Below are 20299 nucleotides of genomic sequence, written 5' to 3'. Positions count from 1 at the left end.
TCATTCCCCCTTGAAGACCGGTGCGCGCTTCTCGGCGAACGCGTCGACGCCTTCCTGCCAGTCGCGTGTGGTGCCGACGAACATCATGCCTTCCAGTTCGGCCGTCAGGCAGGCATCCAGCGTGCGCTCGGCCGACAGGTTGAGCTGCTTCTTCGCCAGCCCCATCGAGAACGGCGCCTTGCCCGCCACCTTGCGCGCGAATTCGCGCGCGGCATCGACGAAGCCCTCGTCGGCGAACACGCGGTTGGCCAGCCCGATGCGCACCGCCTCGTCGCCCTTGATCCGTTCGCCGAGAAAAACCAGCTCGCGCGCCTTGGCCAGCCCCACGAGGCGCGGCAGCAGCCAGGTCACGCCGCCGCCTAGGAAGTTGCCGATCGACACCTCGGGCAGGCCGATCTGCGCGCTCTCGGCCATCAGCACGAAATCGGAAGCGATCGCGATCTCCGCCCCGGCCCCCAGCGCGTAACCATTCACCGCAGCGATCACCGGCTTGTCCAGGTGCAGCAGGCGGTGGCAGACGTCCTGTTCGCCCTTCAGGTACTGGCGACGGTCGAAGGCGGTGCGCCCGGCCTTGTGCTCCTTGAGGTCGGCACCGACGCAGAAGGCGCGGCCTTCGCCGCTGATCAGCACGACGCGCGCATCGCGCTCGGCCTCGGCGCGGGTGAGCGCATCGTTGAGTTCGTCGTACAACTGCTGGGTGACTGCGTTCAGACGCTGCGGACGGTTCAGCCGGATCTCGGCAATGCCGTCGCGCAGCTCGTACAGGATGGTTTCGTAATTCATCGCGACTCCCCGGGGGAATTGTTCTTCGGGCCAAAGCAAGGCAGACGGCAAGGGTAGCGCGTTGCGCGCGCAGGCTCATCCGTACCGACCGCGATGCGCGCCCGCCAAAGCACGAGACGGCGGGAGCCTGTGGCCCGCCGCCGTCCCGATACAGTGCATGCGGCCCGCTCCGCAGACCGCATCCGGCGGGCTTACATCCAGCCCTTCTCCTTGTAGTACCTCACCGCGCCGTCGTGCAGCGGCGCCGACAGGCCTTCCTTGATCATCTGCTGCGGATCGAGGTTGGCGAAGGCCGGGTGCAGCTTCTTGAACTCCTCGAAGTTGTCGAACACCGCCTTCACCATGGTGTAGACCACTTCATCCGAGACCCGCGTCGAGCTGACGAAGGTCGCGACCACGCCGAACGTGTTTGTCGGCTCGGGGTTGTTCGCATACAGGCCGCCGGGCACGGTGGCGTGCGCGAAGTAGGGATACTGCGCGATCAGCTTCTCGACGCCCTCGCCGGTCAGCGGCACCAGCTTGGCGCCGCAAGTCGTGGTCGGATCCTGGATATTCGCCGCCGGGTGGCCGACCGTATAGGCGAAGCCGTCGATCTTGTTGTCGCAAAGCGCCGCGCCATGCTCATCCGGCTTGAGCTCCGAGGCGAGCGAGAAATCGCGCGTGCTCATTCCCAGCGCGGGCAGCAGCATTTCCATCGTCGCGCGCTGACCCGAGCCCGGGTTGCCGACGTTGAAGCGCTTGCCCTTGAAGTCCTCCATCTTCGTCGCGCCGGTTTCCTTGCGCGCGAGGATGGTCAGCGGCTCCGGATGCAGCGCGAAAACCGCGCGCAATTCGCCAACCGGACCCGCGTCCTTGAACTGGGCCTCGCCCTTCACCGCATTGAACTGCACATCCGACTGCGCGACGCCGAAGTCGAGTTCGCCGGCCTTGATCGTGTTGACGTTGTAGACCGAGCCCCCGGTGCTCTCCACCGAACAGCGCATCCCGTGCTGGGCACGGTCCTTGTTCACCAGGCGACAGATCGCGCCGCCGGCCGCGTAATACACGCCGGTGACGCCCCCGGTGCCGATGGTGACGAACTGCTGCTGCGCCTGGACCGGTGTGGCACCCAGGGTGCCGATCATGGCGACCGTTGCCGCCAGCGCGGTGAGTTTCTTCTTCATGGCTCCTCCTTTGGAATGGGTCTATACCGACCTCAGAAGGACCATAGCGCGCTACAAACGTTCGTACAAATGTAAATTCACTTCTGCGCCGGCATGCGGAACTGCCACCAGGGCAGCACGCGGCTCATCGACAGCACTTCGCCGCATCGCATCGGCTCATAGCCGGGCAGGGCGTCCAGCCGGCGCTGCCATTCCGCAGTGCGTAGCAGTGCGAGCAGCGCCTGGGTAGCGGGTTGCTCCAGGCTGCTCTTGAGGCAGGCCAGGAAGTAGTTCTCCTCCACGACCGGCACGAAATCCAGCCCGCGCGCGTTCGCGCTAGCCTCGATACCGAAACCGGCGTCCGCCGCGCCGGTCGCCACCGCGTGCGCCACCGCCGCATGCGACTGCTCGGTCCGGTCGTGGCCACGGATCGCGCCGGGCGCGATGCCGGCGTCGGCAAGCAGCTCGTCGAACAGCACCCGCGTGCCCGTGCCCAGCGCGCGGTTGACGAAACGGACATCCGGGTCGGCGAGATCGTGCAGTGAACGCAGGCCGAGCGGGTTGTCGGGCGCCACGATCAGACCCTGCGTGCGGCGCGCGAAACCGATCAGCTTGTGCCGTCCCGGCCGCAACAGCGGCTTGTAGGTGCGCTGCGACAACGAGCCACGTGCGGGCTCGATGCGGGTGTGGAAGCCTGCCATCTCGCAACGCCCCTCGTTGAGCGCACGGATCGCATCGACGCTGCCGGTGAAGCGGATATCCAGATGCAGGCGCTTGCCGCGCGCCTGCTCGCTGAGCGCGGCAAGCGCCTCGTCGTGACTGGCGTAGAAAGTCAGCACGTGCGCCGAGTCGTCGAAGGCCACCGCGAAGGCGCGCTCCAGATCGGCCCGCAGCGCCTCGATCTGCGGCAGCAGCCGCGCCTGCGCCTGACGCTCGGCCCACAGCAGCTTGGCGCCGAAATCGGTCAGGCGCGCCGCCTGGCCCTTCTCCCACAGGATCAGCGGCTGGCCGAACTCCGTATCCCAGCGCTTGAGCTCACCCCACACGTGGCGATACGAGAGACCGAGCTGGCGCGCCGCGGCCGAGATCGAGCCCTGGTCGTTGACGGCCTGCAGCAGGTCGAGCAGGGGATTGCGCACCAGCGCCGGCGCAGCGTCCGCACCCAGGGTGTAGTTGAGGCTGATCCTATGCATTTCTCTTCATATTGATGATGTGGAGCCGCCTGCCTAGATTCTGCGCCATCGCATTGCGCATCGGCCGCGTGCGACACCCCGCCCAGAAGTCCCGAGGAGACACCCCACATGAAGCCTTCCATCCTGTCGCAGGCCCGTAAACATCTGGCCGGCATCGCGGCCACGACCGCCCTGGCCCTGTTGCCGCTGGCGGCCCAGGCGCAATCCATCGTCGTCGCCTCGACCACCTCGACCGAACAATCCGGCCTCTTCGGCCACATTCTGCCGCAGTTCAAGCAAGCCACCGGCATCGACGTGAAGGTCGTCGCGCTCGGCACCGGCCAGGCGCTGGACGTCGGCCGCCGTGGCGATGCCGACGTCGTATTCGTGCATGACGCCGCAGCGGAGCAGAAATTCGTCGACGAAGGCCACGGCATCGAGCACCGCAAGGTCATGTACAACGACTTCGTGCTGGTCGGCCCCAAGGACGATCCGGCCGGCACCCGCGGCAAGGACATCACCGCTGCCCTGCAGAAGCTGGCGGCCAGCAAAGGCAATTTCGTGTCGCGCGGCGACAAGAGCGGCACGCACGCCGCCGAGTTGCGCTACTGGAAGGCCGCCGGCGTGGACAACAAGGGCACGGGCTACAAGGAATGCGGCTGCGGCATGGGTCCGGCGCTCAACATGGCGGCGTCCTCCGCTGCCTACGTGCTCGCCGACCGCGGCACCTGGCTCAGCTTCAAGAACCGCGCCGACCTCGCGGTGCTGGTCGAGGGCGACACCCGCCTCTTCAACCAGTACGGCGTGATGGTCGTCAATCCGGAGCGCCACCCGCATGTGAAGACGGCCGAGGCGCGCAAGTTCGTGGAGTGGGTGGTGTCACCCGCCGGGCAGGACGCGATCGCGTCTTACAAGATCGAAGGGGAGCAGTTGTTCTTCCCGAACGCCGGCAAGTAAGCGCGGCAGACGGCGGAGCGATACGACGGCCGCGGGCGATGCTCGCGGCTGTTTCGTTTCTGCGCGGAGCCGTTCATCCCACCACCGGCAGCGCCGTCTTGTCGATCACCCGCCGCAGCACGAAGCTCGAATGCACCCCGGTCACACCGGGAATGCGGGTGATGCGGTTGAGCAGCAGTTCCTGGTAGCCGTCCATGTCGGCGACGATGACCTTCAGCTGGTAGTCGGCGTCCTGGCCGGTGATCAGCAGGCATTCGAGCACCTGCGGGATCTTCTCGACCTCCGCCTCGAAATGGGCGAAGCGCTCCGGCGTATGGCGGTCCATCGAGATGTGGATCAGGGCCATCAGCGACAGGCCCAGCTTGCGCGCATCGAGCAGGGCGCGATAGCCGACGATGAGCCCGGCGTCCTCCAGCGCGCGCAGCCGGCGCAGGCAGGACGAGGGCGACAGGCTGATGCGGTCGGCGAGGTCCTGGTTGCTGATGCGGCCGTCCTGCTGCAAGAGCTCGAGGAGCTGGCGGTCGTAGCGGTCGAGTTGCATGATCGGGCGGTCCATTCTTTCCAATCGGCAGATTCTTGCACTTCGACACTGCAATGTGAACGTTTCTGCACCAAATCGCCGCATCGCACTGCAACAACGCAATCGTCTGCCGCGACACCCGGCGTAGACTTTCGTCCATCGAATCACGCCATGCCCACGAGGACCGCGCCATGATGTTGCAGAACCCCGCCGCCAAGTACCGCCCCTTCGCCCCGATCGCGCTCGCCGACCGCCAGTGGCCGAACAAGGTCATCGACCGCGCGCCGATCTGGATGAGCACCGACCTGCGCGACGGCAACCAGGCGCTGTTCGAGCCGATGAACGTCGAGCGCAAGATGCGCATGTTCCGCACCGTGTGCGACATCGGCTTCAAGGAGATCGAGGTCGGTTTCCCGTCCGCCTCGCAGACCGACTTCGACTTCGTGCGCACCCTCATCGAGGGCGGCCACATCCCCGCGGACGTCACCATCCAGGTGCTCACCCAGGCGCGCGAGGACCTCATCCGCCGCACGATGGAGTCGGTACGCGGCGCGCCGCGGGCGATCATCCACGTCTATAACGCCACTTCGCCCACCTTCCGCGAGGTCGTGTTCGGCATGGAGAAGCCGCAGGTGGTGGCGCTCGCGGTCTCCGCAGTACGCCTCATCAGGCAGATCGGCGAGCAGATGCGTGCCGAGTGCGGCACCGAGATCCGCCTCGAATACAGCCCCGAGACCTTCTCCGCCACCGAACTCGATTTCGCCAGGGAAGTCTGCGATGCGGTGACCGCCGAGTGGGGCGCGACGCCCGACAACAAGGTCATCATCAACCTCCCCGCCACGGTCGAGGTCGCCACACCCAACGTCTACGCCGACCAGGTCGAGTGGATGCACCGTAACCTCGCGCGCCGCGACGGCGTCGTGCTCTCGCTGCACCCGCACAACGACCGCGGCAGCGGCATCGCCGCCGCCGAGCTCGGCATGATGGCCGGCGCCGACCGCGTCGAAGGCTGCCTGTTCGGCAATGGCGAGCGCACCGGCAACGTCGACATCGTCACCCTCGCCTTGAACATGTACACCCAGGGCGTGTCGCCCGGGCTCGACTTCTCGGACATCAACGCCGTCGCGCGTACCGTCGAGTACTGCAACCAGTTGCCCATCCACCCACGCCACCCCTATGTGGGGGATCTCGTGTTCACGGCCTTCTCCGGCTCCCACCAGGACGCCATCAAGAAGGGATTCGCGGCCCAAAAGGCTGACCAGCCGTGGAACGTGCCCTATCTCCCGATCGACCCCGCCGACGTCGGCCGCAGCTACGACTCGGTGATCCGGGTCAACAGCCAGTCCGGCAAGGGCGGCATCGCCTACCTGCTCGAGACGGAGTACGGCATCGCGATGCCGCGCCGCCTGCAGGTGGAGTTCTCGCGCGAGGTGCAGCAGGTCACCGACGCCACCGGCGGCGAGATGTCGGCGGCGGCGATCTGGGACCTCTTCCGCGCCACCTATCTCGACACCGTCGCGCCGGTGCGCTACGTCGAGCACCACCTGTTCGAACACGGCGCGGCGCAGGGCATCCGCCTCGTGGTCGAGATCGGCGGCACCCGCCACCTGCTCGTCGGCGAGGGCAACGGCCCGATCGACGCTGCGGTCCACGCCTTGCGCAGCGCCGGCATCGACGTGCAGGTGCGCAGCTTCGAGGAGCGCTCGATCAGCGCGAGCGAGGACGGCGGCAACGCCCAGGCCTGCGCCTTCCTCGAGCTGATGCCAACGGCGGGCAACGGCGGCGACCGCTACGGCGTGGGCATCGACGGCAACATCGTCACTGCGTCGATCCGCGCCATCATCAGCGGCGTGAACCGCCTGAGTCCGGCGGTCGAGGTTGCGCCGGCCGCATGCGCCGCCTGACACCCTCTGCGGCGTCCTGCCCGACCGAAGAGCCGGCCCGGGTGGCCGGCTTTTCCTCGTGTGGCGACCCGCGCCACGCCTCTCGCAAGCCTGCCAGGCGACGCGCACAATCGCGCCGATGAAGCTGCCCGACGACGTCCCCACGTCCTTCGCCGCCCACCCGCTGTTCGAACCGATTGCGCCCTGGCTGGCGCGCTTCGCCACGCCCGGCGCACCGACCACGTCCGAGCTCAGCGCGCTGCTCACAGAAGCGGCGCCGGATGCGCGCAGCGGCGGCGGCGCACCGATCCGCTTCGCGCCGCCCACCGGCGAAGCCGACGGCTACGAGGCCCGCATCTTCGCCACCGGCGAAGTCCCCACCCGCCCCGGCGACTGGCACGACTTCTTCAACGCGCTGGCGTGGTGCGCCTGGCCGCGCAGCAAGGCGTGCTGCAACCGCCTGCATCTGGCGGAGATCGGCGCCCGCCGCAAAGCCGGCCTGCCCGGTCGCGGCCCGGTGCGCGACGCCCTAACGCAGTTCGACGAATGCGGCATCGTGGTCGTATCCAGCGACCCGGAGATTCCTGCCCTGCTTGCCGCGCACGAATGGGAGGAAGCCTTCTGGCGAAGGCGTGACGCGCTGCGCACCAGCACGCAGTTCCTCGTCTTCGGCCACGGCACCTGGGACCAGTTGCGCGCGCCCTTCTTCGGCCTGTGTGCGAAAGCGCTCTATCGCGCGGTTCCGCCTGACTGGCACAATCTGGACACCCCCGCACGCCTCGCCGACACCGACGCCTGGCTCGAACGTCATCTGACCGAACGCCATCACAGCCTCAGCCCCCGTGCCTTCTCGCCGCTTCCCCTGCTGGGCATTCCCGGTGTCACGCCGGAGAGCGAATCCGCCGGCTACTACCGCGACACGCGCCAGTTCCGCCCATTGCGGCGGCCCTGAGCGCAGGCACTGCATTCCCATGTTGCGACGCGCCCTAGCCACGCTGGCCCTGCTGATCTGCCCCCTGCCGGCGCTTGCCGACACCGCAGTGGAGCGGACCGCTCCCGTGCGCCTGTGCGTCGACCCCGACTGGCCGCCCTACGAATGGCTGGACGAGACCGGGCACCACCGCGGTATCGCCGCCGACCTCGTGCGCCTCATCGCCAAGCGCGCCGGGCTGAATCTGCAGATCGTGCGCACCGGCACCTGGGACGAAAGCGTGTCGCTGGCACGGACGGGCCAGTGCGACGCGCTGTCCTTCCTCAACCAGACGCCCGAGCGCGACACCTGGCTGCGCTTCACCCAGCCCTACTTCTTCGACCGCAACGTCATCATCACGCGCGCCGAGCACGCCCCCGTCACCGACCTCGGGGCGCTGCCCAAGGGCACGACCGTGGCCCTGCCGACCGCGACCTCGATCATGGAACGCATCGGCCACGACTTCCCCAAGCTGCGCATCCTGCCGGTCGGTTCCGAGACGGAGGCCTTCGGCATGGTCGAGGCGCGCGAGGCCGACCTGACGCTGCGCGCGCTGACCGTGGCAGCCTACACGATCAAGAGCGAGGGCTGGTTCAACCTCAAGATCGCCGGCGAGCTGCCTGACTTCGGCAACCGCATGCGCATCGGTGTCGTCGCCGCCAAGCCCGAACTCGTGCGCGCACTGGACACCGCCATCGCCACGCTGGCTTCGGAAGAGGTCGGCGAGATCGTCAATCGCCATGTCGCGATCGACATGCCCACACGTACGGACTACGCGCTCATCGCAAAGGTCGTCGCCGGCTTCGCCGTATTGCTGCTGCTGGCCTACCTGTGGATCCGCCACCTGGGGCGCCTGAACCGACGGCTGGCGGATCTCGGCGCGCGGCTGCGCGAGGACATCGCCGCGCGCGAGCAGGCCGAGCGCGCCCTGAAGGACAGCGAGCAGCACTACCGCTCGGTCGTCGAGATGGCGCAGGAAGGCATCCTCGTCGTGCAGGACGGGCACGTGACCTACGCCAACCCGGCGTTTTCCGAACTGCTGGGCTACGACAACGACGAGCTGGCACGGATGGATGCCTTCGAATCGCCGATCCTGTCCGAGGACCTGCCACGCGCGCGAACGAACCACCACCGACGGCTGGCGGGCGAAGAAGCGGAGCAACGCTACCCGCTGCGCCTGGTGCACAAGTCGGGTCGCATCCTGTGGGCCGAGACCAGCGGCGTCTGCATCAACTGGAACGGCCGGCCACACTGAACATCGTCAACGACATCACCGCGCGCAAGGCGGCCGAGGACAGCATCCGCCATCTTGCGCACCATGACCCGCTCACCGGCCTGCCCAACCGCGTGCTGCTGCAGGACCGGCTCGAGCGTGCGCTGGCGAGCGCGCAGCGCAACGGCGCCTCGCTGGCCATGCTGTTCATCGACCTCGACGGCTTCAAGCCGGTCAACGACCGCTACGGCCACGACACGGGCGACGCGCTGCTGCAGGCGGTGGCGAAGCGGTTGAACGGCACGCTGCGCCATTCGGACACCGCGGCGCGCATCGGCGGCGACGAGTTCGTGGTGCTGCTGCCCATCCTCGCCGATGCCGGGGATGCCGGGCTGATCGCCGGCAAACTGCGGACCGCGATCGCGAGTCCGTTCGAGATCGACGGCCATCGCATCACGATCTCGGCCAGCATCGGCCTCGCCCTCTACCCGCGGGACGGCGACACCGCAGCCGAGCTGATGCGCACCGCCGACGGCGCGATGTATGCCGAGAAACGCCAACACACGGCCTGACGGTCGTCCCGCGAGCCTCCCCGCGCGCGACGCTGCAGTCGTTTGACCTTATAGTGCGCACCGCGCCTCACCGACTTCTCGCTCCCATGTTCCGCTCGCTCCGCTCCCCCGACGTCCTGATCACCACCCTTGCCGCCGCCGGCATCCTGCTGGTGACGATGGGCGCACGCCAGTCGATGGGCCTCTTCGTCAGCCCGCTCAACAGCGCCACCGGCCTCGGCATCGCCACCATCAGCCTTGCCATGGCGGTCGCGCAGTTCGCCTGGGGCGCGATCCAGCCAGTGGCCGGCGCAGTGGCCGACCGCCATGGCGCCGGCCCGGTGCTGGTGGGCGCGCTCGTGCTGCTCGCGCTGGGCAGCGCGATCACGCCCTTCATGGATTCCGGCCTGGGCCTGGTCGTGACGATCGGGCTGATGTCGGCGATGGGATCCGGCGCGGCCAGCTTCTCGGTGCTGATCGGTGCCGCCGCGCAGCGCATGCCGGCCGAGGCGCGCGGCACGGCCTCGGGCGTCATCAACGCCGGCGGCTCCTTCGGCCAGTTCCTGTTCGCGCCGATCCTGCAGAAGCTGATCCAGACCGTGGGCTGGATGGGCGCGATGTGGGGCATGGCGCTGATGACGCTGGCGGCGCTGCCGCTGATCCGCCGCATGACGCGGCCGGTGGAGAAGCCGGTTCACCACGCCGAGACCGACCACGGCGTCATGCGCGCGATTCGCGACGCGATGAAGGACCGCAGCTACCTGCTGCTGCACCTGGGTTTCTTCACCTGCGGCTTCCACATCGCCTTCCTCGTCACCCACCTGCCGGGCGAAGTGGCACTGTGCGGACTGCCGCCGACGGTGGCGAGCTGGTCACTGGCGATCATCGGCCTGGCCAACATCTTCGGCAGCCTGTACGCCGGGTCCTGCGTCGGTCGCTACCGCAGCAAGTACGTGCTGGCCGCCATGTACGGCTCGCGCGCGCTGCTGGTGGGCTGGTACCTGATGATGCCGTCGTCGGAATGGACCTTCTACCTCTTCGCCGCCGGCCTGGGCTTCACCTGGCTGGCGACGGTGCCGCCCACCGCGGCCATCGTCGGCAAGCTGTTCGGGGTGCGCTACCTCGGCACGCTGTTCGGGCTGACACTTCTGTCGCACCAGATCGGCGGCTTCCTTGGCGCCTGGCTGGGCGGACTGGCGGTGGTCGAGTTCGGCGACTTCAGCTGGATGTGGTACGCCGACATGGCGCTCGCCGCGCTGGCAGCCGTGATCAACTTGCCGATCCGCGAGGCCCCGGTGGAGCGCAAGCTGGCCGCAGCCTGAAGCAGCCGCGCCTGGGGGTCGGATTGCGCGCCTAAGCGGCCTGGAGGAAGGCCTCCATGGCCGCGAACGTCTGGTCGCGCAGGGCGTTCAGCCGCGCCAGCCCGGCACGCGCTTCATCGTTGCGATCGCCCCGGTGCAGGCGCAATAACTCGATGGCCAGCGCATGGACCTCCTGGTGGAGCCGGTCGAGCTCGTTCAGTCGTTCGCTGCCCAGCTCGTAGGGATTGGCCAGCACGCTGTCGAGCCAGCGACCGAAGGCACACTCGTGGGGATCGAGCGCCGGCGGGGCGGCACGCTCGCCGGCCAGGCACTCCTCGATGGCGAGGATCCAGCCGCGGTGTTCGACCGTGGCGTACAGCAGCGGCATCGCATCCGGACCAAGCCGGCGCTGGCGGGTCCAGCTTTCGGGCGGGCGCCAGGCCGCGATCCAGCGCGACAGCAACTCGGGCGCCATTGGCCGCGCAATGCCAAAGCCCTGGGCGCATTCACAGCCGAGCCGCAGCAGCAGCTCGCCGTGCGCTTCGGTCTCGACGCCCTCGGCCACGGCACGACGGCGGAAGGCACGCGCCAGGCCGAGCACGCCGTCGAGGATGGCCAGGTCGTCGGCATCGTGCAGCATGTCGCGCACGAAGCCGCGGTCGATCTTCAGCTCCGCGGCCGGCAGCCGCTTCAGGTAGCTGAGGGATGAATACCCGGTGCCGAAGTCATCGAGCGAGAACCCGATCCCCATGCGCGTGCACGTCGCCATCGTCTCGGCAACATGGTTCATGTCGGCCAGGGCGCTGCTCTCGAGCACCTCGAGCTGCAGCATGTCCGGCGTCACATCGGGATGCAGCGACAGCAACAGGTAGATCCGTTCGGCGAAATCTGACCGCTGCAGGTGATTGGCGGCGATATTGACGCTGACCGGTACGCGCAGGCCCTCTGCCTGCCAGGCGGCAACCTGGCCCAGCGCCGTCTCGATGACCCATTCGCCGAGCTGGACGCCTAGCGCGTGATGCTCGATCACCGGCAGGAAACGGTCGGGCGGCAACAGGCCCTGCTCGGGGTGCTGCCAGCGGATCAGGGCCTCGGCGCCGATCAGTTCGCCGGTGTGCATGTTGACCTTGGGCTGGTAGTGCAGCACGAACTCGCCCCGCACCAGTCCCTGGCGGATGCGTTCCAGGCTCTCGTGGTGGCTGCGCAGGTCATGGTCGTGCTCGGCGTCGAACAGGTGGTAGCGGTCCTTGCCGGCGAGCTTGGCCTGGTACATCGCCTGGTCGGCCTGGCGCAGCAGCTGGTCGGCCTCGACCTCCTCGCGCTGCGGGTAAAGCGTGACGCCGATGCTGCCCGACACCTGCAGCGACTGGCCATTCACCTCCACCGGCTCGGCCACGGTGGCCAGCAGGCGCCGCACCAAAGGCCGGCAGCTGTCGGCATCGGGCAGCTCACCCAGCACGGCGACGAATTCGTCGCCGCCCAGACGGGCGAGCGTGTCGCACTCGCGCATCGCCCTGCGCATGCGGCCTGCCAGCGTCATCAGCAGCTGATCCCCGGCGTCGTGCCCCTGTGTGTCATTGACGGTCTTGAAACCGTCGAGGTCGACATAGACCACGGCCAAGCGCTGGCCACCGCGCTTGGCGCGGGCCATGGCCTGGTGCAGGCGATCGGCAAACAGGACGCGGTTGGGCAGCGCGGTCAGCGCGTCGTAATGCGCGATGCGCTCGAGCTGGCGCTCATGCTCCTTCTGCGTCGTGATGTCGGAGAAAAGCCCGACGAAGTGCCGGATCTCGCCGCGCGCATCGCGCACCGCGCTGACGGTGAGCAGTTCGGCGAACAATTCGCCGCTCTTGCGCCGGTTCCAAACCTCGCCATACCAGTGGCCCTTCTCCAGCAGGCTCTGCCACATCGCGGCATGGAACTCCGGTCCGTGGCGGTCGGACTTGAGCAGGCTGGGCTTGTGCCCGAGCACTTCGTCCCGGGCGTAGCCGGTGATGCGCGTGAACGCCTCGTTGACCTCGACGATGCGGCCGCGCACGTCGGTCACGATGATGCCTTCGCGCGCATGCGTGAACACCGTCGCCGCGAGGCGGGCATCGGCGTCGCGGCGGTGGCGCAGGCGCGCGTAACGGATCGAACGCCGCAGGGTCTCGCTGTCGCCCCCCTTGGGCAGGTAGTCGTCGGCACCCGAGGCGATCGCCAGGCTCGTCGTGGCCGGATCGTCGAGACCGGTCAGCACCACGATCGGCGCCTCGGTCAGCGCGCGGCAGCGCTCCACGGTGACCGGTCCGAACGAGTCCGGCAGGTTCAGGTCCAGGAGCACCACGTCGGGCTGCAGGTCGCCGCCGGCCAGCAGGGCCTTTGCCGCGCGCAGGGAATCGGCGACGTGGATGACGAAGCGCTCGTGCAAGGCATCCAGCAGCTGCCAGCGGATCAGTTCGACATCGCCCGCTTCATCCTCGATCAGCAGGACCTGGGCGGGTGCGAGAGGGGGCGCGTCCATCGGTGGGTTCCGTGAGCGATGCGTGTGCCGGGCGCCTGGTCAGCGTGCGGGAAGCCGGACCATGGTGATCCAGTATTCCCCAATGGCGCGGACCTTGGATATGAATTCATCCACATCGAGCGGCTTGACGATGTAGCCCGCCGCGCCAAGGCTGTAGACGGCGGCGAGGTCGCTTTCGGCGTCGGACGTCGTCAACACCACGACCGGAATCGCGCGCAGTTGCGGATCGGCCTTGACGCGGCGCAGGAACTCGCGCCCATCCATGCGCGGCATGTTGAGGTCGAGCAGGATCACGTCGGGCGCCGGCGCGTCGGCGTGCATGCCTTCGCGCTGCAGGAAGGTGAAGGCCTCGACGCCGTCACCGACATGGTGAAGGCATGCGAGCAGCCGGCCCTCCTCGAAGGCGAGGCGGACGAGATGGGCATCGGCTGGCTCGTCCTCGACCAGCAGCACGTTGAACGAAGGGTTTGCAGTCATTCGTGAGTCCTTGCCGGCAGGTCGAACACGATGCGCGTGCCGCCATCGATGCCATCTTCCACGCGGATGTCGCCCTCGGCAAGCTGAACCAGCCTGCGCGCCAGCGCCAGCCCCATGCCGGTGCCCGGAACGCTGTTGGGCACGAGGCGGGTGAACAGGCCGAACACCTGCTCGCGGTACTCGGGAGCGATGCCGCTGCCGTTGTCGGCAAAGCCGAACTCCACCCGCCCGTCCACGCGCCTCGCGTCGACGCGGATGTGCAGCGGGCGCTCGGGATGACGGTAGCGCAGCGCGTTTTCGAGCAGGATGCCGAACAGCTGCGTCAGCCGTTCGGCCGGAAACGCCACTTCGGGGAGCCCTGGCGCAATGTCGATGGGCACGTCGCCCACGGCTTCGCCGGCGCCGGCGATCGCGCGGCGCAAGGCCTCGTCGCTCGACGCATGGGCGTCACGGTTCGCAACCGATTGCTCCAGAGCCAGGTAGTTCTGGGCATCGCGCACCAGCTCGCTCAGGCGGCGGGCCTGGCTGTCGATGAAGCCGAGGCTGGCGCGGGCGTCCTCGTCGGTCGCTAGCGCCGACCGGGCCTGCAGGCGCTGCGCGAAGCTGACCAGGCGGCGGGCCGGCTCCTGGAAGTGGTGAGCCATCACCTCTCCGAGGCGAGTCAGCTCGGTATTGCGCGCGGCCAGCGCACGCAGAAGGGCCTCACGCTCGCGCTCGAGTGCCCGCCGCCGGCGGATGTTGCGCGCCAGCAGCACGATGACGATCGTCTGCAGCACCAGCGCGGCGACCAGCACCCCGGTCCACGCCCGCCGCGCCGCCTGCGCCTCCTTCACCTGGGCGTCGACGAGCTTTTCGAGTTGTCCCTGGTAGTGCCACAGGTCGCCATCTTCGACCCCGCCCGGCGTCACGTCATGGACGATGGCCAGCAGCACGCGCCGCCCGTCGAGGCCGAACGGGTGGGTGCGCACCTCGACCGTGCGCGGCTCGCCGCTCGCCAGCCGGTGGCGGAACACGAAGTGGTTGCGGCCCTCGCGCTCGGCGAGGGCGATCTCCTCGGCGATCTGTTCCGGCGTGAAGGCATTGATGCGCGAGATGCCCATGCCGCGCATCGCCGCACGCGGATAGCCGTAGAAACGCGCCGCCGCGGGATTGACGTCGATGATGCTGTTCGTGGCCGGATCCACCAGCACCATCTTCGCGCTGTGGCGTTCGAAGACCTCGCTGAAATCCAGCCCGTCCGCATAGGCCGATGGCGTAACCGTCCACAGGATCATGCACAGGCCCCAGGCCGGCAACAGCTTTTTCAGGGCGCGCAGGACGGCGCTCATGGCGCATCTCCCCGCTCGCCCATGGCCGTGGCCGGAAGCTCGAAACAGAAGCGCGCACCGCGGCCCTCGCCGTCCGACTCCACCCAGATGCGTCCGCCGTGACGCTCGACGATCTTGCGGCATACGGCCAGCCCGACGCCCGTGCCCTCGTACTGCTCGCGCGAGTGAAGGCGCTGGAATACCCGGAACAGGCGGTCGAACTGCGCCGGATCGATGCCGATGCCGTTGTCGGCGACGAGAAAGCGCCAGTTTCCATCGCTCTGCGCGGCCCGCACCACGATCTCCGGCTCCCGATCTGGCGCGCGGTACTTGATCGCGTTGCCGATCAGGTTCTGGAATAGCCGGGAGAACTCGTTGCGGCTGGCGTGCAGGCGCGGCCACTCGCCCGCGACCGCGACGTGCGCGTGCGCCGCCGCAATCGCGGGCCCGAGAAAGCGCAGCGCCTCGTCGACCGCCTGCCGGGTGTCGAGCATGGCCATCGGTTCGCCCGTACGGCCGACGCGCGAGTACTCGAGCAGCGACACCAGCATCTGGTCCATGCGCCGCGCGCCCTCGGTCGCAAAGCCCATCATGCGGCGCGTGTCCTCGTCGAGCTGCCCGGCAAGGCGCTTTTCCAGCATCTGCACGTAGCTGTTGACCATGCGCAGCGGCTGGCGGAGGTCGTGCGAAGCGACGTAGGCGAACTGCTCGAGCTCGGCGTTGGAGCGCGCCAGGGCTTCGGTCTTGGCAGCCAGCGCCTCCTGTTCGAGCGCGAGCGCCTTGCTCGTCCGTGCGGCCTGCACCAGCTGGCCGACGGTGACCAGCAGCGGGTCGAGGAACTCGATCAGGCCGCGGTCGTAGCCGCCCGGCCGGTTGGCGATGCCCACCATGGCGAGCAGGCGGCCGTCGTGATGGATGGGCAGGCCCAGGAAGCTCTTCAGGGGCGGGTGGCCCGGCGGCAGGCCGCCGCGGCGCGGGTCGTGCGCCGGATCGTTGGCGATCACCGCTTCGCCGGTGCGCAGCACGGCGCCGAAAAGGTTCTGCGGATTGCGGAACTCCATCGTCGCCAGCACCTCTGCCGCCGCCCCCACCGGCTCGCCCTGCCATTCGAGCTGGCTGATGGCATGCACCTTGAGGTAGGGCGCCTGCTCGTCGGCGCCGAGCACCTCGCCGATGAAGCCGAACGCGCTCTGCGTGAGGCCGAGAATGGCCTCGAGCAGGCTGTCGAAGCTTCGCGAGCGGTCCGTCTCGCGGATGAAGCTGTTCTGCGCGAGGCTGATCGTCTCGGCGAACATCATCTGCCGCTCGAGCTGCTGCCGAAGTTCGATCTCATGCACCCGCAGCAGTTCGTCCTGCACGCAGTCGGCCAGGTCGCGCAGCGATTGCCGCTGTGCATCGTCCAGCTTGCGCTGCCGGGTGTCGATCAGGCACAACGTGCCGACGAGATGATCGCCGCCCACGCGCAGCGGCGCGCCGGCATAGAAGCGGATACCCGGCGCGCCGGTGACGAGCGGGTTGTCGGCGAAGCGCGCATCGAGCAGGGCGTCGGGGATCTCGAGGATCTCCGGGCTGAGGATGGCGTGGCCGCAGAAGGAAATGTCGCGCCCGGTCTGCGTGGCATCGAGCCCCACCCGCGACTTGAACCACTGGCGCTCGGCATCGATCAGCGACACAAGCGCAATGGGCATATCGAACAGACGGGCTGCCAGCCGCGTGAGACGGTCAAAACGCGCCTCCGGCGGCGTGTCGAGCACCGCACAGGCGCGCAGGGCGTCGAGGCGCTGCGACTCGTCATCGGGAATTCGTGGAGGCTGCATGCGCCACAGATCAAGAAGGAAAATCTATGGTGCGATGATTCCGCCTGAGGCGCACCAAGGCAAGCTGCAGTGCAGCGCGCTTGTGCGCTCCATCACGATGACAGTTGCAAATCCGCGAGCCGCGAATACAGGCCGCCGCGCAGGCGCAGGTCGGCAGGCGTGCCGGTCTCGACGATGCGACCTTCCTCCATCACCACGATCCGGTCAACCTGCTGCACCGTGGCCAGGCGGTGGGCGATGATCAGCGTGGTGCGGCCCTGCATCGCAGCCGCCAGGCCCTGCTGCACGAGGATCTCGGACTCGGCGTCGAGGGCGCTGGTGGCCTCGTCCAGCAGCAGCACGTGCGCGCCCTTGAGGATGGCGCGCGCGATCGCGATGCGCTGGCGCTGGCCGCCCGACAGACGGGTGCCGCGCTCGCCGAGGAAGGTCGCATAGCCTTCCGGCAGGCGGGCGATGAACTCGTCGGCCGCCGCCGCACGCGCCGCTGCGACCACCTCGTCGTCGCGCGCGTCCGGGCGGCCGTAGCGGATGTTCTCCAGCGCGCTGGCAGAGAAGATCACCGGGTCCTGCGGCACGATGGCGATGTCACCGCGCAGTTCGTGCAGCGCCAGCGCGCGGATGTCCTGGCCGTTGAGGCGGATGCTGCCGCCCGAGATCTCGTAGTAGCGCAGCAGCAGCTGGAACAGCGTGGTCTTGCCCGCACCCGAGGGTCCCACCAGGGCGACACGCTCGCCCGGCGCGATCTTGAGGCAGACGTCGTCCAGCGCCCTTACGGCGGGCCGCGCCGGGTAGGAGAAGGTGACATGCTCGAAGGCAATCCCCACCTGCGCCGCGCGCAGCGGCGGCTGCGGCACGGCCGCCTCGCGGATGGCGGGTTCGGCATGCAGCAGCTCCAGCAGGCGCTCGGTCGCGCCCCCGGCGCGCATCACGTCGCCCCACACCTCGGCCAGCGTGCCCGCGCCGCCGGCGACCAGCGCCGCGTACAGCACGAAGGCGCCCAGCTCACCCACGCTCAGGCGTCCAGCCTGCACCTGCTGCGCACCGATCCACAGCACGAAGATGATCGTGCCCATCACCGCACCGATGACCAGCGCGGTCAGCAACGCGCGGACCCGCGTACGGCGCACGGCCGTGCGGAAGCTGGTTTCGCTGCGGTCGGCGAAACGCCGTGCCTCGTTGCGCTCCTGGGTGAAGGCCTGCACCGTCGGCATCGCGTTGAGGATCTCGCCCGCCAGCGCCGAGGCGTCGGCGATGCGGTCCTGCGATTCGCGCGACAGCCTGCGCACCCGGCGGCCGATGGCGACGATGGGCAGCGCCAGCAAGGCCATCAGCCCGAAGATGAGGCCGAACAGCTGCACGCTGGTGACCGCCAGCATCACCATGCCACCGACGAACTGGAACAGGCTGCGCAGGCCCATCGACACCGAGCTGCCGACCACGGTCTGGATCAGCGTGGTGTCGCCCGTCAGCCGCGACAGCACTTCGCCGGTCTGCAAGGTCTCGAAGAACTGCGGCGACTGGCCGAGCACGCGCGCATACACCGCGCTGCGCAGGTCGGCCGTCACCCGCTCGCCCACCCACGACACGGTGTAGTAGCGCGCCGCCACCGTCAGCGCCCACAGGGCCGCCAGCGCGAACAGGCCGAGGAACTGGCCGTCGAGGCTGGCCGTGCCGAACAGGCCGCCGCCCGCCTTCACGCCGCTGCCGAAGCCGGAGTCGAGCAGGTCGCGAAAAGCCAGCGGCACCACCAGGATGGTGGCCGACGCCAGGCACAGCAGCACGAAGGCCAGTGCGATGCGGGCGCGGTAGGGCCGCAGGAAGGGCATCAGGCCGCGCAGCGCGGACAGGGGACGAGGAGAGCGGGGACGTTCGGGGCTTTGGCGACGCATGCCCGATTATCGTCCACCGGCGTGGATCTCGTCGCGGGAGATGAGCAGGATCGGCCGGAATCGCAAACCGCAGCGAATCAGGGCGCTACGCTGATGTGGAAAACGAGCGCGACGACCGTCAGCGCGAGCAGGACGGACAGGACCTTCCAGAAGAGCACCGGGTCCCGCTCGACGAGCGGCAGGCGTCTCTGAACCCGCTGAAAGCTCGCGCTTGGCGCCCTGAGATCGTGAATGAACTCGGAAACCGCCTCCTGGCGTTTGCCCGGCATGACATGCAGCGCCTTGCCGATCACCCCGTCAACCCAGGCAGGCAGTTCCGGGCGCAGGTGGCGTAGCGGGACATAGCGCAGTCGCCTCAGGTCGCGCGGCGTCCGGACCCGTGCCGATTCCAGCCCATAAGGAAGCTGGCCGGACAGCATCTGGTACGAGATCGTCGCCAGCGCAAACAAGTCGGCCGAAGGGCTCGCCGTCTCACCGAGCAGGCACTCGGGCGCCATGTACTGAAGCGTGCCGGGCGGCGCCCCCGCATCCGTCATCTCGAGCCCTTCAGTCAATCCTCCAACGCAGACGCTTGCCAGGTCGATCAACTTGACGGTGCCGGCATGATCAATCATCACGTTCTCGGGACGGAGGTCACGATGCAGCATGTCGCGGCTATGCAAGGCCTGCAGGCCTAGCGCGAGTTGCTCGATGATCGGGCGCACCAGATCCAGCGGCGGCGAAGGATGATCGACCATCCACTGCGCGAGCGTCTGCCCCTCGATGTATTCCATCGCGACATACAGTGCTTCACGCCGGCGCGAACCGGGCCAGGCCTTGATGACATGAGGATTATCGACTCGCCTTGCGACCCATTCCTCAAGCACGAAGCTATCGAGGTAGGCATCGTCATCACGAAGGTCGATGGACGGCGTCTTGAGCACAACCGGTCGGCCACTTTCCAGGTCGGTAGCCAGCCACACATGGCTGCGCGCGCTGACTTGCAGTTCGCGCACGATGGCAAAGCCTTCGAACTCCATGCGCGGCGCGAGGAGCTGCGGCAAGACCAAGCCTTCGCGGCGCCGGCGCGACTCCAGACCGTCTCCTTCGGGCAAGGTATCGATGCGCAGCAGTTGCAGGGTTGCATCGTCGCTACCGACCGCTCGCGCATGCTCCACCAGACGAGCTGCCGCGGCATCGAGATCATCCTCGTACTCGGCGATGGCCTGATGGACGCTGACAGCATCGAGTTGCGCACAGGCGCCATCGGTCGCCAGCAGATAGACCTCGCCGACCTCGGCTTCCCAACTGAGGTAGTCAATCTCGACATGGGGCCCGATTCCGAGCGCGCGTGCAAGGTAGGACTCGTCCGCGGCATGGTGGATACGGTGATCCTTGGTCAGTTGCTCCAGAGAGTGCGCATGCAGCCGGTAGATGCGCGAATCGCCGACATGCAACAGGTGGATCTGTCTCCCTTTCAGCACCAGCGCGCTGAAGGTGCAGACATAACCGCGGTCCTTGTCGAAGCGCCCGTCGCTGCGCATCGTCTGCCCATGCAGCCAAGCATTGGTTGCACCCAGAACCCTCTGCGCAGCGCGGCGCACCGTCCAGGCTTCCGAGGTCGCGTAGTAGTCCTCGAGGAAGGCACCGACCGCGGTCTGACTTGCCAAGTGGCTGACCTCGCTCGAACCGATGCCATCGGCAATCGCCAACACGACGCCCTTGGCTGCGAGTTGTGCTCCGGTAGGCAGCACAGCGCCATGGAAGTCCTGATTCGTGCCGTGCTCGCCGGCCAGCGAATGCTGACCGACCGACACTCGTAACGATTCGCGCAT

The 20299-nt window shown here is 68.1% G+C and carries 16 protein-coding genes; 6 read left to right on the top strand and 10 right to left on the bottom strand.

The features are described from left to right. The 3 genes from CGK74_RS05185 to CGK74_RS05175 all read right to left on the bottom strand — a co-directional run bounded on the left by CGK74_RS05185 (position 1) and on the right by CGK74_RS05175 (position 3118). Positions 1 to 783: an enoyl-CoA hydratase/isomerase family protein gene (locus tag CGK74_RS05185; protein WP_094267391.1), complete on the bottom strand. Its 783-nt coding sequence runs from the start codon at positions 781 to 783 to the stop codon at positions 1 to 3. Positions 784 to 974: 191 nt separating this feature from the next. After that, a complete protein-coding gene (locus CGK74_RS05180; RefSeq protein WP_094267390.1) occupies positions 975 to 1946 on the bottom strand; it encodes a TAXI family TRAP transporter solute-binding subunit in 972 nt (323 codons plus the stop codon). A gap of 77 nt (positions 1947 to 2023) precedes the next feature. Further along, positions 2024 to 3118 carry a substrate-binding domain-containing protein gene (locus CGK74_RS05175; protein WP_094267389.1) on the bottom strand — a complete coding sequence of 365 codons (1095 nt, stop codon included), beginning with the start codon at positions 3116 to 3118 and terminating at the stop codon, positions 2024 to 2026. 108 nt (positions 3119 to 3226) lie between these two features. On the opposite strand from CGK74_RS05175, the gene CGK74_RS05170 reads away from it, so the two are divergent. Further along, positions 3227 to 4054 carry an ABC transporter substrate-binding protein gene (locus tag CGK74_RS05170; protein ID WP_094267388.1) on the top strand — a complete coding sequence of 276 codons (828 nt, stop codon included), beginning with the start codon at positions 3227 to 3229 and terminating at the stop codon, positions 4052 to 4054. Positions 4055 to 4127: 73 nt separating this feature from the next. Here the strand turns inward: CGK74_RS05170 and CGK74_RS05165 are convergent, their stop codons facing one another. Then, entirely contained in the window at positions 4128 to 4595 is a 468-nt protein-coding gene (locus CGK74_RS05165) for an Lrp/AsnC family transcriptional regulator (RefSeq protein WP_206186185.1), read from the bottom strand. A 170-nt stretch (positions 4596 to 4765) separates the two neighbouring features. On the opposite strand from CGK74_RS05165, the gene leuA reads away from it, so the two are divergent. The 5 genes from leuA (at position 4766) to CGK74_RS05140 (ending at position 10513) form a co-directional block, all read left to right on the top strand. Beyond that, complete coding sequence (gene leuA / locus CGK74_RS05160; protein ID WP_094267386.1) at positions 4766 to 6478, top strand: 2-isopropylmalate synthase; 1713 nt, start codon at positions 4766 to 4768, stop codon at positions 6476 to 6478. Positions 6479 to 6596: 118 nt separating this feature from the next. Further along, a complete protein-coding gene (locus tag CGK74_RS05155; protein WP_094267385.1) occupies positions 6597 to 7409 on the top strand; it encodes a DUF3025 domain-containing protein in 813 nt (270 codons plus the stop codon). 19 nt (positions 7410 to 7428) lie between these two features. Then, positions 7429 to 8682, top strand: a complete 1254-nt coding sequence (locus tag CGK74_RS05150) for a transporter substrate-binding domain-containing protein (protein WP_094267384.1) — start codon at positions 7429 to 7431, stop codon at positions 8680 to 8682. Continuing rightward, positions 8631 to 9212 (top strand): GGDEF domain-containing protein, encoded by a 582-nt coding sequence (locus tag CGK74_RS05145; RefSeq protein WP_094267383.1) that lies wholly within the window; start codon positions 8631 to 8633, stop codon positions 9210 to 9212. Before CGK74_RS05150 ends, CGK74_RS05145 begins: the two co-directional genes overlap by 52 nt. Before the next feature lie 86 nt (positions 9213 to 9298). Continuing rightward, positions 9299 to 10513, top strand: coding sequence for an MFS transporter (locus tag CGK74_RS05140; RefSeq protein WP_094267382.1), 1215 nt, complete (start codon positions 9299 to 9301; stop codon positions 10511 to 10513). A 31-nt stretch (positions 10514 to 10544) separates the two neighbouring features. Here CGK74_RS05140 and CGK74_RS05135 read toward each other — a convergent pair whose 3' ends face one another. The 6 genes from CGK74_RS05135 to CGK74_RS05110 all read right to left on the bottom strand — a co-directional run bounded on the left by CGK74_RS05135 (position 10545) and on the right by CGK74_RS05110 (position 20299). Next, positions 10545 to 12995, bottom strand: coding sequence for an EAL domain-containing protein (locus tag CGK74_RS05135; RefSeq protein WP_094267381.1), 2451 nt, complete (start codon positions 12993 to 12995; stop codon positions 10545 to 10547). A 39-nt stretch (positions 12996 to 13034) separates the two neighbouring features. After that, on the bottom strand, positions 13035 to 13472 hold the full coding sequence (locus CGK74_RS05130; protein ID WP_094267380.1) for a response regulator: 438 nt from the start codon (positions 13470 to 13472) through the stop codon (positions 13035 to 13037). Further along, positions 13469 to 14800: a sensor histidine kinase gene (locus tag CGK74_RS05125; protein WP_165770041.1), complete on the bottom strand. Its 1332-nt coding sequence runs from the start codon at positions 14798 to 14800 to the stop codon at positions 13469 to 13471. Before CGK74_RS05125 ends, CGK74_RS05130 begins: the two co-directional genes overlap by 4 nt. Beyond that, positions 14797 to 16596: a GAF domain-containing protein gene (locus tag CGK74_RS05120; protein ID WP_094267378.1), complete on the bottom strand. Its 1800-nt coding sequence runs from the start codon at positions 16594 to 16596 to the stop codon at positions 14797 to 14799. Before CGK74_RS05120 ends, CGK74_RS05125 begins: the two co-directional genes overlap by 4 nt. Before the next feature lie 92 nt (positions 16597 to 16688). After that, entirely contained in the window at positions 16689 to 18485 is a 1797-nt protein-coding gene (locus CGK74_RS05115; RefSeq protein WP_094267377.1) for an ABC transporter transmembrane domain-containing protein, read from the bottom strand. Between the two features lie 77 nt (positions 18486 to 18562). Then, entirely contained in the window at positions 18563 to 20299 is a 1737-nt protein-coding gene (locus CGK74_RS05110) for a bifunctional protein-serine/threonine kinase/phosphatase (protein WP_094267376.1), read from the bottom strand.

It is taken from the genome of Thauera propionica (assembly GCF_002245655.1).
Classification (GTDB): Bacteria; Pseudomonadota; Gammaproteobacteria; order Burkholderiales; family Rhodocyclaceae; genus Thauera; species Thauera propionica.
The sequence above is the reverse complement of the archived record's forward strand: the minus strand, read 5'-3'. Positions and strand labels throughout refer to the sequence as shown.

Bases quoted from the DNA above. Each gene is read 5' to 3' on its own strand.
- CGK74_RS05185 (WP_094267391.1), bottom strand. From the start codon at position 783: ATGAATTACGAAACCATCCTGTACGAGCTGCGCGACGGCATTGCCGAG.
- CGK74_RS05180 (WP_094267390.1), bottom strand. From the start codon at position 1,946: ATGAAGAAGAAACTCACCGCGCTGGCGGCAACGGTCGCCATGATCGGC.
- CGK74_RS05175 (WP_094267389.1), bottom strand. From the start codon at position 3,118: ATGCATAGGATCAGCCTCAACTACACCCTGGGTGCGGACGCTGCGCCG.
- CGK74_RS05170 (WP_094267388.1), top strand. From the start codon at position 3,227: ATGAAGCCTTCCATCCTGTCGCAGGCCCGTAAACATCTGGCCGGCATC.
- CGK74_RS05165 (WP_206186185.1), bottom strand. From the start codon at position 4,595: ATGCAACTCGACCGCTACGACCGCCAGCTCCTCGAGCTCTTGCAGCAG.
- leuA (WP_094267386.1), top strand. From the start codon at position 4,766: ATGATGTTGCAGAACCCCGCCGCCAAGTACCGCCCCTTCGCCCCGATC.
- CGK74_RS05155 (WP_094267385.1), top strand. From the start codon at position 6,597: ATGAAGCTGCCCGACGACGTCCCCACGTCCTTCGCCGCCCACCCGCTG.
- CGK74_RS05150 (WP_094267384.1), top strand. From the start codon at position 7,429: ATGTTGCGACGCGCCCTAGCCACGCTGGCCCTGCTGATCTGCCCCCTG.
- CGK74_RS05140 (WP_094267382.1), top strand. From the start codon at position 9,299: ATGTTCCGCTCGCTCCGCTCCCCCGACGTCCTGATCACCACCCTTGCC.
- CGK74_RS05135 (WP_094267381.1), bottom strand. From the start codon at position 12,995: ATGGACGCGCCCCCTCTCGCACCCGCCCAGGTCCTGCTGATCGAGGAT.
- CGK74_RS05130 (WP_094267380.1), bottom strand. From the start codon at position 13,472: ATGACTGCAAACCCTTCGTTCAACGTGCTGCTGGTCGAGGACGAGCCA.
- CGK74_RS05125 (WP_165770041.1), bottom strand. From the start codon at position 14,800: ATGAGCGCCGTCCTGCGCGCCCTGAAAAAGCTGTTGCCGGCCTGGGGC.
- CGK74_RS05120 (WP_094267378.1), bottom strand. From the start codon at position 16,596: ATGCAGCCTCCACGAATTCCCGATGACGAGTCGCAGCGCCTCGACGCC.
- CGK74_RS05115 (WP_094267377.1), bottom strand. From the start codon at position 18,485: ATGCGTCGCCAAAGCCCCGAACGTCCCCGCTCTCCTCGTCCCCTGTCC.
- CGK74_RS05110 (WP_094267376.1), bottom strand. From the start codon at position 20,299: ATGCGCGAATCGTTACGAGTGTCGGTCGGTCAGCATTCGCTGGCCGGC.